The organism is Pseudomonas sp. GW821-FHT02A08, assembly GCF_059422045.1.
Genome location: NZ_JBWKWD010000052.1, coordinates 20,307 through 37,715 on the forward strand (window position 1 = coordinate 20,307; position 17,409 = coordinate 37,715).

14 protein-coding genes are annotated in these 17,409 nt (G+C 59.9%); 12 read left to right on the forward strand and 2 right to left on the reverse strand.

Annotated features, from left to right (window positions below; translation table 11 throughout):
- Nucleotides 1–9 precede the first annotated feature (9 nt).
- The 12 genes from AC07W4_RS25845 to AC07W4_RS25900 all read left to right on the forward strand — a co-directional run bounded on the left by AC07W4_RS25845 (nt 10) and on the right by AC07W4_RS25900 (nt 16,425).
- Nucleotides 10–1,449 (forward strand): sigma-54-dependent transcriptional regulator, encoded by a 1,440-nt coding sequence (locus tag AC07W4_RS25845; protein ID WP_495034462.1) that lies wholly within the window; start codon nt 10–12, stop codon nt 1,447–1,449.
- An 872-nt stretch (nt 1,450–2,321) separates the two neighbouring features.
- Nucleotides 2,322–3,722: a polynucleotide adenylyltransferase PcnB gene (locus tag AC07W4_RS25850; protein ID WP_008050165.1), complete on the forward strand. Its 1,401-nt coding sequence runs from the start codon at nt 2,322–2,324 to the stop codon at nt 3,720–3,722.
- Nucleotides 3,723–3,725: 3 nt separating this feature from the next.
- Nucleotides 3,726–4,211, forward strand: a complete 486-nt coding sequence (gene folK, locus AC07W4_RS25855; RefSeq protein WP_495034463.1) for a 2-amino-4-hydroxy-6-hydroxymethyldihydropteridine diphosphokinase — start codon at nt 3,726–3,728, stop codon at nt 4,209–4,211.
- A gap of 379 nt (nt 4,212–4,590) precedes the next feature.
- Nucleotides 4,591–5,391: a 3-methyl-2-oxobutanoate hydroxymethyltransferase gene (gene panB, locus AC07W4_RS25860; RefSeq protein WP_008050167.1), complete on the forward strand. Its 801-nt coding sequence runs from the start codon at nt 4,591–4,593 to the stop codon at nt 5,389–5,391.
- Entirely contained in the window at nt 5,388–6,248 is an 861-nt protein-coding gene (gene panC / locus AC07W4_RS25865) for a pantoate--beta-alanine ligase (protein WP_495034464.1), read from the forward strand. The genes panB and panC overlap by 4 nt, the downstream gene beginning before the upstream one ends.
- Before the next feature lie 196 nt (nt 6,249–6,444).
- The gene (gene panD, locus AC07W4_RS25870) at nt 6,445–6,825 is read left to right on the forward strand and encodes an aspartate 1-decarboxylase (RefSeq protein WP_003228271.1); all 381 of its coding nucleotides are present in this window, start codon (nt 6,445–6,447) and stop codon (nt 6,823–6,825) included.
- A 224-nt stretch (nt 6,826–7,049) separates the two neighbouring features.
- On the forward strand, nt 7,050–8,714 hold the full coding sequence (gene pgi, locus AC07W4_RS25875) for a glucose-6-phosphate isomerase (RefSeq protein ID WP_008050169.1): 1,665 nt from the start codon (nt 7,050–7,052) through the stop codon (nt 8,712–8,714).
- A 230-nt stretch (nt 8,715–8,944) separates the two neighbouring features.
- Complete coding sequence (gene acs, locus AC07W4_RS25880; protein ID WP_495034465.1) at nt 8,945–10,882, forward strand: acetate--CoA ligase; 1,938 nt, start codon at nt 8,945–8,947, stop codon at nt 10,880–10,882.
- 129 nt (nt 10,883–11,011) lie between these two features.
- Nucleotides 11,012–11,881 (forward strand): oxygenase MpaB family protein, encoded by an 870-nt coding sequence (locus AC07W4_RS25885; protein ID WP_495034466.1) that lies wholly within the window; start codon nt 11,012–11,014, stop codon nt 11,879–11,881.
- Between the two features lie 183 nt (nt 11,882–12,064).
- Entirely contained in the window at nt 12,065–13,081 is a 1,017-nt protein-coding gene (locus tag AC07W4_RS25890) for a class I SAM-dependent rRNA methyltransferase (RefSeq protein WP_495034467.1), read from the forward strand.
- A 93-nt stretch (nt 13,082–13,174) separates the two neighbouring features.
- The gene (locus AC07W4_RS25895; RefSeq protein ID WP_495034468.1) at nt 13,175–16,132 is read left to right on the forward strand and encodes a DUF748 domain-containing protein; all 2,958 of its coding nucleotides are present in this window, start codon (nt 13,175–13,177) and stop codon (nt 16,130–16,132) included.
- Nucleotides 16,132–16,425, forward strand: a complete 294-nt coding sequence (locus AC07W4_RS25900; RefSeq protein WP_495034469.1) for a DUF2845 domain-containing protein — start codon at nt 16,132–16,134, stop codon at nt 16,423–16,425. Before AC07W4_RS25895 ends, AC07W4_RS25900 begins: the two co-directional genes overlap by 1 nt.
- A 267-nt stretch (nt 16,426–16,692) precedes the next feature.
- Here AC07W4_RS25900 and AC07W4_RS25905 read toward each other — a convergent pair whose 3' ends face one another.
- Both AC07W4_RS25905 and AC07W4_RS25910 read right to left on the reverse strand, forming a co-directional pair.
- On the reverse strand, nt 16,693–17,049 hold the full coding sequence (locus tag AC07W4_RS25905; protein WP_007970546.1) for a BON domain-containing protein: 357 nt from the start codon (nt 17,047–17,049) through the stop codon (nt 16,693–16,695).
- A gap of 117 nt (nt 17,050–17,166) precedes the next feature.
- The coding region (locus AC07W4_RS25910) for a hypothetical protein (RefSeq protein ID WP_495034470.1) at nt 17,167–17,409 on the reverse strand (243 nt) is incomplete at its 5' end.

Here is a 17,409-nt window from a genome sequence, read left to right on the forward strand (position 1 = left end):
ATCGAATCAATGCCGCACATTTTGATCGTCGAAGACGAAACCATTATCCGCTCCGCCTTGCGCCGCCTGCTGGAACGTAACCAGTACCAGGTCAGCGAAGCCGGATCAGTGCAGGAAGCACAAGAACGCTTCACCATTCCCTCGTTCGACCTGATCATCAGTGACCTGCGCCTGCCGGGCGCGCCTGGCACGGAGCTGATCAAGCTTGCCCAGGGCACGCCGGTGCTGATCATGACCAGCTATGCCAGCCTGCGCTCGGCGGTCGACTCGATGAAAATGGGCGCGGTGGACTACATTGCCAAGCCATTCGACCATGACGAAATGCTGCAAGCGGCCGCACGAATCCTGCGCGACCGACAAACGGTACAAGCCGGCGGTGAAGCGGTTACCGGCAAAGCCGCCAATGGCGCGGCGAAATCCGGTACCGACAACAGCAACGGTGAAATCGGCATCATCGGCTCGTGCCCGCCGATGCAGGACCTGTACGGCAAGATCCGCAAAGTCGCTCCAACCGACTCCAACGTGTTGATCCAGGGCGAGTCGGGTACTGGTAAAGAACTGGTGGCGCGCGCCCTGCACAACCTGTCCAAACGCGCCAAGGCGCCGATGATTTCGGTGAACTGCGCGGCCATTCCGGAAAGCCTGATCGAGTCCGAACTGTTCGGCCACGAAAAAGGCGCATTCACCGGCGCCAGCGCCGGGCGCGCTGGTTTGGTGGAAGCGGCGGACGGCGGCACCTTGTTCCTCGACGAAATTGGTGAACTGCCACTGGAAGCCCAGGCTCGCCTGCTACGCGTATTGCAGGAAGGCGAAATTCGTCGCGTGGGCTCGGTGCAGTCGCAAAAAGTCGATGTGCGCCTGATTGCCGCGACTCACCGCGACCTCAAAAGCCTGGCGAAGATCGGCCAGTTCCGTGAAGACTTGTATTACCGCCTCCACGTTATCGCGCTGAAGCTTCCGGCCCTGCGTGAACGCGGTGCGGACGTCAACGAAATCGCCAACGCCTTCCTGACGCGGCAAAGTGCGCGAATCAACCGCACCGACCTGAAGTTCGCCGCGGATGCCGAGCAAGCCATTCGTCACTACTCCTGGCCGGGTAACGTTCGCGAACTGGAAAACGCTGTCGAGCGCGCCGTCATCCTGTGCGAAAGCCCGGAAATTTCCGCCGAGCTGCTGGGTATCGACATCGAACTGGGCGACCTGGAAGACGACGAGTTCATTGGCCTGGCGCCCCAACAGGGCAACGGCGGCACCAGTAACAGCAACCACGAACCGACCGAAGACCTCTCCCTGGAAGACTACTTCCAGCATTTCGTCCTCGAGCATCAGGACCACATGACCGAAACCGAGCTGGCCCGCAAGCTCGGGGTCAGCCGCAAATGCCTGTGGGAGCGCCGTCAGCGCCTGGGTATCCCGCGGCGCAAGACCGGGGTGGCCAGCGAAAGCTGAACCGTACCTGTCCCATGTGCGGGTAACACGTGACTTTGTGAAAAAACTGTTACCTCAGCTTTTTCACGTAACAGAAGCCGGGGCTTACGGTAACGAAGCCCCGGCTTTTTTTGGCCCTCGAAACACCCACCGACCGGTCTAACCCCTTGTTTTATTGGGCCTCGCAAAAGTTGGCACGCACCCTGCTATATGTTTGGTACAAGAACAATAACAAGCAATGCACAAGACAATAAAAATAAGACGAATCGACTCACGCACAATAAAAACAAGACGGCGAGAGGCGCAGCTAACTGATTCTTTTGGAGAGGCGTTGTATTTGGGGCTTGCCCCACGACCAGGCCGAGAACAACAAAAAACTGTCTTAAGACAGAGCCTGTACTGGTTGGATCGAAAGATCACTGCAATTCAGCGACCAAAGCAATCCGTTTGCTCTTGGCTCCCGATTGGGAGGGTCATGAAGGAAAGCTTCATGGCGAGGGCACTCAACAAAAACAAGAAGCCCGAAACCAAAAATAAAAATAGAGCATGCAACTACTTCTTGGGGAGCTTCGGCTCCCCTTGTGGTTTCCGCCGTTTGGCATGTAGCAGCTGCCGAGCAGCGTGAGGCTGCGTTCGGCGGCGAAGCCGTCGTAAATCCAGGCAACTCGTTCCTTCTGACACACCGCAAACTCAGGTTTCACGACGGCTTCGCCGCCGAACGCCGCCTCGCGCTGCTCGACAGCTGCTACAGGCAGCCATTTATGTCGTTAAGTGACATCCTTCACGCGCTTGCGCAGCTTCCTACACCATCCCCCGACTAAATGCTAGAATCCCCGCCCATCATGCGGTCATTCTTCTGTTATGGCCGAATATTCCTTCAAACAGTGCATCCCATGCTGAAGAAGCTGTTCCAGTCATTCCGTTCTCCCAAGCGTCCTACGCAACACATTCGCAGCACGCCTGAAGTGCTCAACAGCGGCCAACATTCGCTGCAGAAGGCGCAATTCAGCCGTTACGCGGTGAATATCGTTGAACGCCTGCAGAGCGCCGGTTATCAGGCTTACCTGGTTGGCGGTTGCGTGCGCGACATGCTGCTGGGTATCACACCGAAAGATTTCGACGTTGCCACCAGCGCCACACCCGAGCAGGTACGGGCCGAATTCCGTAACGCACGAATCATCGGGCGCCGGTTCAAACTGGTGCACATCCACTTCGGCCGCGAAATCATCGAAGTCGCGACCTTCCGCGCCAATCACCCGCAAAACGAAGACGAGGAAGACAGCAACCAGTCTTCACGCAACGAAAGCGGGCGCATCTTGCGCGATAACGTCTATGGCACCCTGGAGGAAGACGCGCAACGTCGCGACTTCACCATCAATGCCCTGTATTACGACCCGGTCAGCGAACGCATCCTCGACTACGCCAACGGCGTACACGACATTCGCAATCACCTGATCCGCCTGATCGGCGATCCGACGCAACGCTACCAGGAAGACCCGGTACGCATGCTGCGGGCCGTGCGTTTCGCCGCCAAGCTGAACTTCGGCATCGAAAAGCACAGCGCCCTGCCGATCCGCGGCCTGGCGCCAATGCTGCGCGAGATACCGTCGGCCCGCCTGTTCGAAGAGGTGCTCAAGCTGTTCCTCTCCGGCCATGCCGCCGATACATTTGAAATGCTGGTCGACCTGCAGTTGTTTGACCCACTGTTCCCGGCCAGCGCCGAAGCACTGGAATACAACCCGACGTACACCCACACCCTGATCAGCGAAGCCCTGATCAATACCGACCTGCGGATCAAGCAGAACAAACCGGTTACCCCGGCGTTCCTGTTTGCAGCCCTGCTCTGGCCTGCCCTGCCGGCCCGTGTCCTGCGCCTGCAGGAGCGTGGCATGCCGCCGATTCCGGCGATGCAGGAAGCGGCACACGAACTGATTGCCGAGCAGTGCCAGCGCATCGCGATTCCGAAACGCTTCACCATGCCGATCCGCGAGATCTGGGACATGCAGGAACGCCTGCCGCGCCGCAGCGGCAAGCGTGCCGATCTGCTGCTGGACAATCCACGCTTCCGCGCCGGCTACGACTTCCTGCTGCTACGCGAAAGCGCCGGCGAGCAGACCGATGGCCTGGGCGAATGGTGGACGGACTATCAGGACGCCAACGAAAGCGAGCGTCGTGACATGATTCGCGACCTCAGTGGCAAGGACGAAGGCACCGGGGCCCCGCGCAAGCGTCGCCGCAGCGGTGGTTCCAAGCGCAAACGCGCCGCCGGCGCTTCGAGCACCACGGGCGAGTAATCCATGGAACGCATCTACATCGGCATGGGCAGCAACCTGGCTGACCCCGCCGAACAATTGCGCAGCGCCGTCGAGGCGCTGGCGCAGTTGCCGCAAACGGAGCTGGTCGGGGTTTCTGCGTTTTATCAAAGCGACTCGCTACTACCCGGACAACCGCGCTACACCAATGCGGTGGCCGCTCTCGACAGCACGCTGGCACCGCTGGCCCTTCTGGATGCCTTGCAGGCCATCGAAAACGGCCAGGGTCGCGAGCGCCTTGAGCGCTGGGGGCCGCGCACGCTGGACCTCGACATCTTGCTGTTCGGTGATCGCCTGATCGACGAACCGCGCCTCACGGTTCCCCATTACCATATGCAGGAGCGGGCCTTCGTGTTGTATCCGATGGCGGAACTGGCCCCCGCGGATCTGTGCCTGGCCGATGGCCGGACCTTGGCCGAACTGCTCAAGGCATGCCCGTTCGTCGGCCTGGAACGCCTGCCTCCGACGTGACACAAATCACCTGTGGGAGCGGCGGTGCGGCGATCCGACTTGCTCGCGAAGACGATTTAACATTCAACATAAAAATTGACTGTCAGGCCGCTTTCGCGAGCAAGCCCGCTCCCACATTGGTTTTGTGTCGAGCGCAAGTTCTGCTGCTGAATCGCATCAGTTACCCCGGTAACACCCCACCCGTAACAATGCGGTAACACACGCAATTGACTTCCCTCGTTCTCCTCACGACTATAGGCGTCCCGCTGCCGCCTACACGGCGTTCAAGGGCGCAATCCAGGCCTTAAAAGCACGACGAAAGAGCGTGCGCCTGTATTCAACGAAGAATCACGCGCGTTACTCGCAGTAGTTTCCACAGCGCCTGAATGAGGAACTTTTCATGCCAGCCATCACCCTGACCACCCTGCAAGGTCTGAAGCAAAAAGGTGAAAAAATCACCATGCTGACCTGCTACGACGCGACCTTCGCCCATGCCTGCAATCAGGCCGGCGTCGAAGTGCTGCTGGTGGGCGACTCCCTCGGCATGGTTTTGCAGGGCCACGACAGCACCTTGCCTGTCACCACCTCCGAAATGGCTTATCACGTGGCCGCCGTCAAACGCGGTAACAGCGATGCCTTGATTCTCGCCGACCTGCCTTTCATGGCCTACGCCACCACCGAGCAAGCCATGACCAACAGCGCCCTGTTGATGCAGGCCGGCGCGCACATGGTCAAGGTCGAAGGAGCGTTGTGGCTGGCCGATTCGATCCGCCTGCTGGCCGAGCGCGGCATCCCTGTCTGCGCGCACATGGGCCTGACGCCGCAGTCGGTGAACATCCTGGGCGGCTACAAGGTCCAGGGCCGCAATGAAAACCAGGCGCGGCAGATGCGTGCCGACGCGATTGCCCTGGAACAGGCTGGCGCGGCAATGCTGCTGCTCGAATGCGTCCCGAGCGAGCTGGCGGAAGAAATCACCCAAGCGGTGAAGATTCCGGTGATTGGTATCGGCGCCGGCAATCGCACCGATGGCCAGGTACTGGTTCTGCACGACATGCTGGGGCTGTCCATTACCGGCCGCGTGCCAAAATTCGTGAAAAACTTCATGACTGGACAGACCAGCATTGAAGCTGCATTGAATGCCTACGTGACTGAAGTCAAAGCAGCAACTTTCCCTGGGATCGAACACGGATTCTCTGCATGAACACCGTAAAAACCGTACGCGAACTGCGGGCCGCCGTGGCCCGTGCCCGTAGCGAAGGCAAGCGCATCGCCTTTGTGCCAACCATGGGCAACCTGCACAGCGGCCACGTGGCGCTGGTGACCAAAGCCTCCCAACGGGCGGACTTCGTGGTTGCGAGCGTTTTCGTCAACCCGCTGCAATTCGGTGCTGGCGAAGACCTCGACAAGTACCCACGCACCCTCGCCGCCGACCAGGAAAAACTGCTCCAGGCCGGTTGCCACTTGCTGTTTGCCCCCACTGTTGAAGAGATGTACCCCGAAGGCATGGCCGGCCAGACCCGCGTCAGCGTCCCGCAATTGTCCGAAGGCCTGTGCGGCGCCAGTCGTCCGGGGCATTTCGAAGGCGTGGCGACGGTGGTCAGCAAGCTGTTCAACATGGTCCAGCCGGACCTGGCGATTTTCGGCGAGAAAGACTTTCAGCAACTGGCGGTGATTCGTGCACTGGTTCATGACCTGAACATGCCGATCCAGATCATCGGTGAGCCCACTGTTCGCGCAACCGATGGCCTGGCGCTGTCGTCGCGCAACGGTTTCCTCAGCGAAGAGCAACGCGCTGTGGCGCCGGTGGTCTACCGCACGCTGAAAGCGATCGGCGAAGCGATCAGGCAGGGCGAACGCGACTACCCGGCGCTGATCGACACCCAGATCAAACAGCTCGAAGCGGCCGGCCTGCGTCCTGACTATCTGGAAATCCGCCATGCCCTGACCTTGCGCCCGGCGACCGCGCAGGATCGTGACCTGGTGATTCTGGTGGCGGCGTTCCTCGGTACGACGCGGTTGATCGACAACCTGCACCTGAACCTCGACGCGCCAGCCTGAACACCACAAAAACAAATGTGGGAGCGGGCTTGCTCGCGAAGGCGGTTTGTCATTCAGCATAGATGTTGACTGCCCCACCGCTTTCGCGAGCAAGCCCGCTCCCACATTAGATCTGCGCCGGTTCCCAAGCTGTATTGCCGCCCACAAAGCCTTCGGGCAAACTGCCCGCCGTTCGATTCCGACCTGGGAAATACTCATGCACGCCATCATGCTCAAAGCCAAGCTGCATCGCGCCGAAGTCACCCACGCTGTACTCGATTACGAAGGCTCCTGCGCCATCGACGGTGAATGGCTGGACCTGTCCGGCATTCGTGAGTACGAACAGATCCAGATCTACAACGTCGACAACGGCGAGCGCTTCACCACCTACGCCATCCGTGGCGAAGAAGGTTCGCGCATGATCTCGGTCAACGGCGCCGCCGCGCACAAGGCCAAGGTTGGCGATCGCGTGATCATCTGCGCTTACGCCCATTACAGCGAAGCCGAACTGCTCAACTTCAAGCCGCGCATGCTCTACATGGCACCGGGCAATGAACTGAGCCACACCAGCAACGCCATTCCGGTCCAGGTCGCCTGATCCGAGTCTTGTCTCTTCCGTTTGTCGGACCATTCCTAACTTCGATGTTAAAAAAGTACCGGAAACAGGTCAGACAAAGTCAAGACAGATCATTGCGCGGGGTTTACTGTATTCGCCCTGCGCCATGAAATCGTGTCGACGCAGTTGACCGGAACGCTCACCCGCAGCGCTCCGGGATTTTTAGTGTTCAAAAGGCCGTTCAAGTAATAAGGAAACCCGCAGCGATGGCGTATTACCGCACTCCTCACGACGTTACCGCTCTGCCTGCCTGGCAAGCGTTGAATGACCACCGCCAAGCCATGCAGGATTTCAGCATGCGCGAAGCCTTCAATGCCGATCCGCAGCGTTTTACTCAATTCACCCTCAGCAGCTGCGGCCTGTTTCTCGACTATTCGAAAAACCTGATCAACGCCGAGACCCGCAATCTGCTGGTGGGCCTGGCCAACGAAGTCGACCTCAAGGGCGCGATCAAATCGCTGTTCGATGGCGAAATCGTCAACTCTTCCGAAGGTCGTCCGGCCCTGCACACCGCCCTGCGCCGCCCGGTCGGCGACAAGCTGTCGGTCAACGGCGTCAACGTGATGCCCGAAGTGCACAAGGTGCTGAACCAGATCACCGACCTCGTCGGCCGTATCCACGACGGTCTGTGGCGCGGTTACACCGAGAAGCCGATCACCGACGTGGTGAACATCGGCATCGGCGGCTCATTCCTCGGCCCTGAGCTGGTGTCCGAAGCCTTGCTGTCCTACGCCCAGAAAGGCGTGCGTTGCCATTACCTGGCGAACATCGACGGCAGCGAGTTCCACGAACTGACCATGAAGCTGCGCGCCGAGACCACGCTGTTCATCGTCTCGTCGAAGTCCTTCAACACCCTCGAAACCCTGAAGAACGCCCAGGCCGCCCGTGCCTGGTATCTGGCCCAGGGTGGTTCGGAAGCCGAGCTGTATCGCCACTTCATCGCGGTATCGAGCAACAACGCCGCCGCAGTAGCGTTCGGCATCCGCGAAGAGAACATCTTCCCGATGTGGGACTGGGTCGGCGGACGCTACTCGCTGTGGTCGGCCATCGGTTTGCCGATTGCCCTGGCCATCGGCATGTCCAACTTCAAGGAATTGCTGTCCGGTGCCTACACCATGGACCAGCACTTCCAGAGCGCACCGTTCGAGCAGAACATGCCGGTGCTGCTGGCCTTGCTCGGCGTGTGGTACGGAAACTTCTGGGGCGCGCAAAGCCACGCGATCCTGCCGTACGATCACTACCTGCGTAACATCACCAAGCACCTGCAACAGCTGGACATGGAATCCAACGGCAAGAGCGTGCGCCAGGACGGCAAGCCGGTTTCCACCGACACAGGGCCGGTGATCTGGGGCGGCGTCGGCTGCAACGGTCAGCATGCCTACCACCAGTTGCTGCACCAGGGCACCCAACTGATCCCGGCCGACTTCATCGTGCCGATCGTCAGCTTCAACCCGGTGTCTGACCACCACCAGTGGCTGTACGCCAACTGCCTGTCGCAGAGCCAGGCGCTGATGCTCGGCAAGACCCTGCCCGAGGCCGAAGCCGAACTGCGCGACAAAGGCATGAGCGAAGACGATGTGCAGAAGCTCGCGCCGCACAAGGTGATCCCGGGCAACCGCCCGAGCAACACCCTGGTGGTCGAGCGCATCAGCCCGCGTCGCCTCGGCGCACTGGTGGCGATGTACGAACACAAAGTCTTCGTGCAAAGCGTGATCTGGGGCATCAATGCCTTCGACCAGTGGGGTGTGGAGCTGGGCAAGGAGCTGGGCAAAGGCGTCTACAACCGCCTGGTCGGCAGCGAAGAAACCCCGGCCGAAGACGCCTCGACCCAAGGGCTGATCAATTACTTCCGTGGTCGTCACCGCGGATGATTTGAAGCCTGCCCACAAAGTGTGTGTTGAGCACAAACTTTGTGGACAATGAATATCCAATGTGGGAGCGGGTTTGCTCGCGAAGACGGTGGTTCAGTCAACCAGAATGTTGAATGTACCGCCCTCTTCGCGAGCAAGCCCGCTCCCACAGTTGTGTTGCATCCGACTTGAACCCATTGACCTCTCGGCGCATCTTTATCCTTGTCGCAAAACAAGCATAAGGAACCGTCATGTTCGATATCAGCACGTTCCCCAAAGCCGATGCCGTCCGCCGGGCTGCACAATTGAGTCAAGACGACTATCAGCGCCTGTACCGCCAATCCGTCGAACACCCCAGCACCTTCTGGGCCGAACAGGCCACGCGCTTTCTCGACTGGAGTGCACCCTGGGAAACCGTCCAGCGCTACAACCTGAAAACCGGTGAAGCCAGCTGGTTTGCCGGTGCGCAATTGAACGTCAGCTACAACTGCATCGACCGGCACCTGGAGAAGCGCGGCGATCAGGTCGCCATCATCTGGGAAGGCGACGACCCTGCCGACTCGACATCGATCACCTACAAAAAACTGCATGAAAACGTCTGCCGCCTGGCCAACGTGCTGAAAAGCCGTGGCGTGAAAAAAGGCGACCGCGTGTGCATCTACATGCCGATGATTCCCGAGGCGGCCTACGCCATGCTGGCCTGTACCCGCATCGGTGCGGTGCACTCGGTGGTGTTCGGCGGCTTTTCCCCGGACTCGTTGCGCGACCGCATTCTCGATGCCGACTGCCGCACCGTGATCACGGCCGATGAAGGCGTGCGCGGCGGCAAGGTCGTGCCACTCAAGCAGAACGTCGACAAGGCGCTGCAAAGCTGCCCGGACGTGAGCACTGTGCTGGTGGTCGAGCGCAGCAAGGGGTCGGTGAACCGGGTCGAAGGACGGGACATCAAGTATCAGCAGGCCCTGAGCGAAGCCAGCGCCGATTGCCCACCCGAGCCGATGGACGCCGAAGACCCGCTGTTCATCCTCTACACCTCCGGCAGCACCGGCAAACCCAAAGGCGTGCTGCACACCACCGGTGGCTACCTGCTGCAAGCTGCGATGACCTTCAAGTACGTATTGGACTACCGCGACGGTGAAGTCTTCTGGTGCACCGCCGACGTCGGCTGGGTCACTGGCCACAGCTACATCGTCTACGGTCCGCTGGCCAACGGCGCAACCACGCTGATCTTCGAAGGCGTGCCGAATTACCCGAGCACCTCGCGCTTCTGGCAAGTGATCGACAAGCACAAGGTGAACATTTTCTACACCGCCCCGACAGCCCTGCGCGCCCTCATGCGCGAAGGCCCGGAACCGTTGAAGCAAACATCCCGCGCCAGCGTCAGGCTACTCGGCACGGTTGGCGAGCCGATCAACCCGGAAGCCTGGGAATGGTATTTCCATGAGGTCGGCGAAGAGCGTTGCCCGATCGTCGATACCTGGTGGCAGACCGAAACCGGCGGCATCATGCTCAGCCCGCTGGTCAGTGCCCAGCGGATCAAGCCTGGTTGTGCGACACAACCGATGTTCGGTGTGCAACCGGTATTGCTCGATGAGCAAGGCAGGGAAATCAAAGGTGCCGGCAGCGGTGTACTGGCCATAAAGTCCAGCTGGCCGGCGCAGATCCGCAGTGTCTATCGCGACCCGAAACGCATGGTCGACACCTACTTCAAGCCCTACCCCGGCTACTACTTCACCGGCGATGGCGCGCGACGCGATGAAGATGGCGACTACTGGATCACCGGGCGCATCGACGATGTGATCAACGTGTCCGGGCACCGTATCGGCACCGCCGAAGTGGAAAGCGCCCTGGTGCTGCACGAGAGCATCGCCGAGGCCGCTGCGGTCGGCTACCCCCACGACATCAAGGGCCAGGGCATCTATGTCTTCGTCACACCCATGAATGGCGTCGAAACCAACGATGATCTGAAGAAGGAATTGCTGGCCCTGGTCAGCAAGGAAATCGGCAGCTTCGCCAAACCGGACTTGATCCAGTGGGCGCCGGCCTTGCCGAAAACCCGCTCAGGCAAGATCATGCGGCGCATTTTGCGCAAGATCGCCTGCAACGAACTGGACAACCTGGGCGACACTTCGACCCTGGCTGACCCGAGCGTGGTGCAGGGGCTGATCGACAAACGCCTGAACCGGTAACGTACTGCCCTCTGTAGGAGCGAGCTCGCTCGCGATGAACTCAGGCGCGCCGCGTATATTCAGGAAATACGCGTTATCGTTAACGTCCATCGCGAGCGAGCTCGCTCCTACAGAACCTATTGAGTGGCCATGGAATTCATCCGCACCCGCATCGAAACCCAGATCATGAGCCTGACCGGTTTGTCCTTGGGCAAACTCGACCTGGAAAACCCCAAGGGCGATCCCGGGCTGTTCGGGCCAGACTCGGTGAGCTGGCAAGTCCATGGCGATTTCAGCAGCATGCTGATCGGTGGCATCAGCGCCCTGATGCTGCAGGCCCTGCACCCGCTGGCATTGGCCGGGGTCTGGGACCATTCGAACTTCCGCGAAGACATGCTCGGCCGCTTGCGCCGCACCGGGCAGTTCATCTCCGGCACCACCTTCGGCTCTCGAAAGGATGCCGACTGGCTGATCGAAAAAGTCCGCACCATCCATTTGCAGATCACCGGCACGGCGCCGGACGGACGGGCCTACGCCGCCAGCGATCCCGAGTTGCTGACGTGGGTGCATGTGGCGGAAGTCAGCAACTTCCTCGCCGCGCATTTGCGCTATCGAAATCCGCGCCTGTCCCCGGTCGATCAGGATCGCTACTACGCTGAAATCGCCCTGGTCGCCGAGCGCCTCGGGGCCCTGGATGTGCCCCGTTCGCGGCAGGAAATTGCCGACTACCTTGAGCGCATGCGTCCACAATTGCTGTGCGACGAACGCAGTCGGGAAGTCCTGCGCCTGTTGCTGAACGCCCCCTCCCCCAGTCGCCTGGCCAGGCCTTTCGGCGGTCTGATGATGCAAGCCGGGATCGACCTGCTGCCGGACTGGGCCAGCGACATGCTCGGCGTCAGCCAGAACCCGCTGCAACGCAAGCTGATCCGCGCCAGCGTCAATCGCAGTGCGCCAATGCTGCGCTGGGCGGTGCGTAATGGGTCGGTGCATCGGGCTAAACGGCGGATGGGGATTACTTAGAAAGAACAAAGATCAAAAGCTTCGCGAGCAAGCCCGCTCCCACATTGGACCTATGTTGAACGCGAGTTTTATGTTCACGGAAAATCCGATGTGGGGGCGAGCTTGCTCGCGAAGGCATCGTCTCGGTCCCGCGCCAAAACTGTTAAACTCCCGCGCCCAATTCCCTCCTGCAAGGCGCCCAGCATGTCTTCCTTGAATCAGGCGCTGCGCGCCGCCCTCGATCAACGCCAGGACCTGCTCGCCGAACTGCACCAGCAAGGCACCGATTGCTATCGCCTGTTCCACGGCAGCCAGGAAGGCGCCGGTGGCCTGACCATCGACCGCTACGGTCCGCAACTGATGGTACAGAGCTTCCACCAATCGCTGTTGCGCGAGGAACTGCTGCAACTGCACGAAGCGATCAATCAACACCTGGGTTTTGAAACCCTGCTGGTCTACAACGACCGCTCCCGTGGCAATTCGCGCATCGATCGCGAAGACATCGTCTACCGCGCCGACGAAGCCGCCCTGCAAGATCTGGTCGGCCACGAATGGGGCCTGAACTATCGGGTGCGCGGTCGCCATGCCGGACAGGACCCGCTGCTGTTCCTCGACCTGCGCAACACCCGCGGCTGGGTCAAGGACCACAGCAAGGACAAAAGCGTGCTGAACCTGTTCGCCTACACCTGTGGTGTCGGCCTCAGTGCCGCCGCCGGTGGCGCGCGCGAGGTGTGCAATCTGGACTTCGCCGAAGGCAACCTGGCGGTCGGTCGGGAGAACGGCCAACTCAACCCGCAGTTGCCGACCATGGAATTTATCCAGTCCGACTACTTCCCGGCCATTCGCCAACTGGCCGGCCTGCCGATCAGCCAGCGCCGCGGGCAAAAACTGCCGAGCTATCAGCGCCTGGAACAGCGCCAGTACGATCTGGTGCTGCTGGACCCTCCGGCCTGGGCCAAGAGCGCGTTCGGCACCGTCGACCTGCTGCGCGACTACCAGAGCCTGCTCAAACCGGCCTTGTTGACCACCGCCGACAACGGCGTGCTGATCTGCTGCAATAACCTGGCGAAAGTCAGCATGGACGACTGGCGCGAGCAGGTTTTGCGTTGCGCAGAGAAGGCCGGGCGGCCGGTGCGTGAGTGGAGCGTGATGAAGCCAGGCGCCGACTTCCCGTCGATGGATCAGCAACCACCGCTGAAAACCCTGATTCTGCAGCTCTGAGCGTTGTGGGATTAATCTTAAATTTCCTGAACAGGCCGATCACTTCGGAACCGGAAACGCGTGCCATACTCCAACGCACTCCGAATCAGACAGATGACGCCGCACATGTACAAAGGATTGATTCGCGCCATCGGCGCCTTGTTGACTGCTCTGGCCCTCTACAGCTTGCTGGGTTTTCTGATTTTACCGGGTGTCGCGTTGCGCGTTGCCAACCAGCAACTGGCCAACTACGCCACCACACCCGCCACGATCCAGCGGATCGAATTCAATCCGTTCAGCCTTGAACTGACCCTTTGGGGCTTGAACATCGGCGACCCCGGCAAGGAGCAGGTCGCTTTCGAACGCCTGTACGCCAATCTGCAATTCGACAGCCTGTGGACCAAGGCGGTGCACCTGTCCGATGTCGAACTGGACAAACCCAAGACCGAAATCCTGTTCAGCAAGGACGGCCAACTCAATCTGCTGGGGCTGTTCAAGCTGCCAGCGAGCGAACCCACACCGGCCGACCCTGATGCCAAGCCGTTTCCCCTGCGCATCGAGCGGATCAAACTGGCGGGCGGCGCCGTGCACTTTGAAGATGCCCGGCCCAGCGAGCCCATCGAGTTTCTCTACGACACACTCGATTTCGAGCTGAAGAACCTCAGCACCCTGCCCGATGACAGCGCCGACATGACCCTGGTGGCCGTCGGCCCCAATGGCGGACAGATCGACTGGACCGGCAACTTCAGCCTGATCCCGATCGCCTCCGAAGGTAAGCTGAAAATCACCGATGGCAAGATGAAAGCCTTTTGGCCCTATGTGCGCGATGCCGTGCCACTGGATCTCGAAAACGGCGTCATGAGCATCAGTACCGACTACAAATTCAGCCTGGCCAAGGAAACCGAGCTGCTGCTGAACAATGTAGCGGTCAGCATCGCCCCCTTCGCGATCAAGGCGCCGGATGGCCGGCCGCTGGTAAAGCTCGAGCGCCTGGACGTCAGCGAAACCACCGTGGACCTGGCCAAACAGCAGGTGGTGGTCGGCAAGATCCGCAGCCACAAACTGGAAACCTGGGCCGCGCTGGAACCGGACGGCCAACTCGACTGGCAGAAACTGTTCGCCAGCCAACCGTCAAAATCCACCACCAAAGCCAAGGCGGATGCCGAACCGGTCAGCACTCCGGCGGCGGCAGACTCACCGAAACCTGAACCGGGCGCACCCGACAAACCCTGGCAGGTGCTGCTCAAGGATGTGCAACTGCGCGACTACAAGGTGCATCTGGCTGACCGCAAGGCACAACCCGCCGTCGCCCTGGATCTGGCGCCGCTGAACCTCGACCTGCAAAACTTCGACAGCCTCAACGGTTCACCCTTTACCCTCAAGCTCGATACCGGCGTGGGCAAGCAAGGCAGGATCATGGCCGACGGCGAGGTCAACCTGGCCCCGGTCAGCGCCAGACTGAAGGTACAGACCAAGGACATCGACCTGCGGGTTGCCCAGTCCTACATCACGCCGTTCATTCGCCTGGAGCTGCGCAGCGGCATGCTCGCCAGCGATCTGGCGGTCAACCTGAAAAGCACCGAGCCCCTGGCCTTCAACGTCACCGGCCGCGCCCAGGTCGATCAGTTGCATACCCTGGACACCCTGAAAACCCGCGACTTCCTCAAGTGGCAACAGGTCGTGGTCGAAGGCCTGAACTATCAGCATGGGGACAGCCTGTCGATCGACAAGATCAACCTGTTCCAGCCCTACGCACGCTTCATGATCAACGATGATCGCACCACCAACATCGATGACCTGCTGATTCCGCAACCGGCGGACTCCGGGGCAAAACCGGCGGCAAGCAAACCGGCCAGCAACGAGAAACCGCTGGGCATCCACATCGGCGGCATTTTCATCAATGACGGTTCGGCCAACTTCGCCGACTTCAGCCTGACCCCGAACTTCGCCACCGCCATCCAGCAACTCAACGGGCAGATCGGCACCATCGACAGCCGCCAGCCGAAACCGGCCGGTGTCGACGTCAAGGGCAAGGTCGATCGCTATGCACCGGTGACCATAAAGGGCTCGGTCAATCCGTTCGACCCGATGGCCAGCCTCGACATCGCCACCAGCTTCAAACGCGTGGAACTGACCACGCTCACACCCTATTCCGGCAAATTCGCCGGCTACCGTATCCGCAAGGGCCGGCTCAATCTCGACCTGCACTACCAGATAACCAAGGGTCAGCTCAAAGCTGACAACAAAGTGGTGGTCGAACAACTGCAGCTGGGTGAAAAAGTCGACAGCCCGGATGCCGTGAGCCTGCCGCTGAAACTGGCAATTGCCTTGCTCAAGGACGTCGATGGCAAGATCTCCATCGAACTGCCGGTCACCGGCGACCTGAACAACCCTCAGTTCAGCGTCATGCCGATTATCTGGCAGACCCTGCGCAACCTGATCGTCAAAGCCGCGGCAGCACCGTTCAAACTCATTGGCGGACTGGTCAACGGTGGTGGTTCGGAGGACCTGGGCAGTGTTTCATTCGCAGCAGGTTCCAGCGATTTGAGCAAGGATGCCGAAGGCGCCCTGGACAAACTGTCCAAAGCGCTCAAGGAACGCCCGGCCCTGCGCCTGGAAATCGAAGGCACCGCCGCCCAGAGCAGCGATGGCCCACTGATCGCCGAACAACGCCTGGAACGTGAATACCAGTACAACTACTACAAAATGCTCCAGCGCCGCGGTGACAAGGTCCCGGCCCAGGCTTCGTTGCTGGAAGTGCCGGACGGGGAAAAAGGCCCGCTGCTCGAAGGCATCTACCGCACCCGCCTGAAAACCCAACCCCCTGCCGAATGGAAGGACCTGGGCAAGGAAGAGCGCACTGCGAAAATGCGTGGCGAGGTGATCAAGTTCTGGAGTTCCAGCGACGTGCTATTGCGTCAACTGGGCCAGGAACGTGCCAGCAGCATCAAGGATTACCTGGTCGACAAGGCCCAGCTGGAAGATGACCGGGTGTACTTCATCGACGCCAATCTGGGCGAGGCGCAAAGTGACGGCCGCGTGGTGACGCCGATGCATCTGGATGCCGAGTAATGATATGGCGGCTGGCTGGCCTGATTCTGGCGCTCTGCGCCAGTCAGGCCTGGGCGGCCGATACCCTGCGCTGTGGCAGCCAATTGATCAGCGTCGGCGATCGCTCGAGTGAGGTGGTGCACAAATGCGGTGAACCGGTCAGTCGCGATTTACTGGGGTATAAGCGCAGTGCAGACCGGCGCGAAGAGTTTCAGGTTGAGGAATGGACCTACGGACCGAATGGCGGGATGTATCAATACTTGCGGTTCGAAGGTAATCAGCTGAAACAGATCACCAGCAAACGCGGCAATTGATTAACCACGATTCAATGTGGGAGCGGGCTTGCTCGCGAAGGCAGTCTTTGATTCAACGCATGTGTTGAATGTCAGTCAGCCTTCGCGAGCAAGCCCGCTCCCACATTGGGTTTCAGCGCTATACATAGAACAGGCCCCGGCAAAAATGCACGGGGCCTGTGACGGCCAACATCCTTATGGCCCTTCGCATGAACATTCAGGTTGCAACAGACGCATGACTCTGCCCGTCTGTCGCGCCTTCTCCCGGTCCAGGCGAGAAGTCTTGCCTTACTCGGCTTTCAGGCCGTCAGCGGAGACCGCCTTGACGCCTTTGATTTTCTTGGTAATGGCCACTGCCATTTCTTTTTGCGAATCGGTCACGGCGGTGGTCGACGACAGCGATACCACGCCTTTGTTGGTTTCAACCTTGATGTCGCTACCTGGAATGCCTTTTTCGGTCATCAGGTCAGCTTTGACTTTGGTGGTGATCCAGGTATCGGAAGTGGCTTCTGTAGCCTTGGTCATTTCACCCGCCGCCAGGGTCATGGGAGCCTGGGTGGCTTGAGTAGTCTGGGCGAATGCCGCGTTTGCCATGGTCAGGGTCAGCGCGGTAGCAGCAGCGGCAGTGATAGCGAACTTCTTCATACGAGTAACTCCTGTTTTTCGGAAAGCCTGCCGAGTGTCTTGCCGGCAGGGTTACCAAGGATATTGCGAACGCTGTGCCAACCTTGAATAAGAAATAAAACCCTTAAAATCAATATGTTACAAAATCATCCAATTCCCGGAATCATGCAAAATGCACGACAAGCAGAAACACTGCATGCAAGTTGCGGGTTTATGGAAAGTTCCTAAGGCCCTGAATTTCTGAGCTTTTGACAACCAGCCGACAAACAAAAAACCCCGCAATGGCGGTACAGCTACGCGTTCCTTGTAGCAGCTGCCGAAGGCTGCGTCCGGCTGCGCAGCAGTCGTAAATCCGGCTTGCACGATCTCTCTGACGTACCG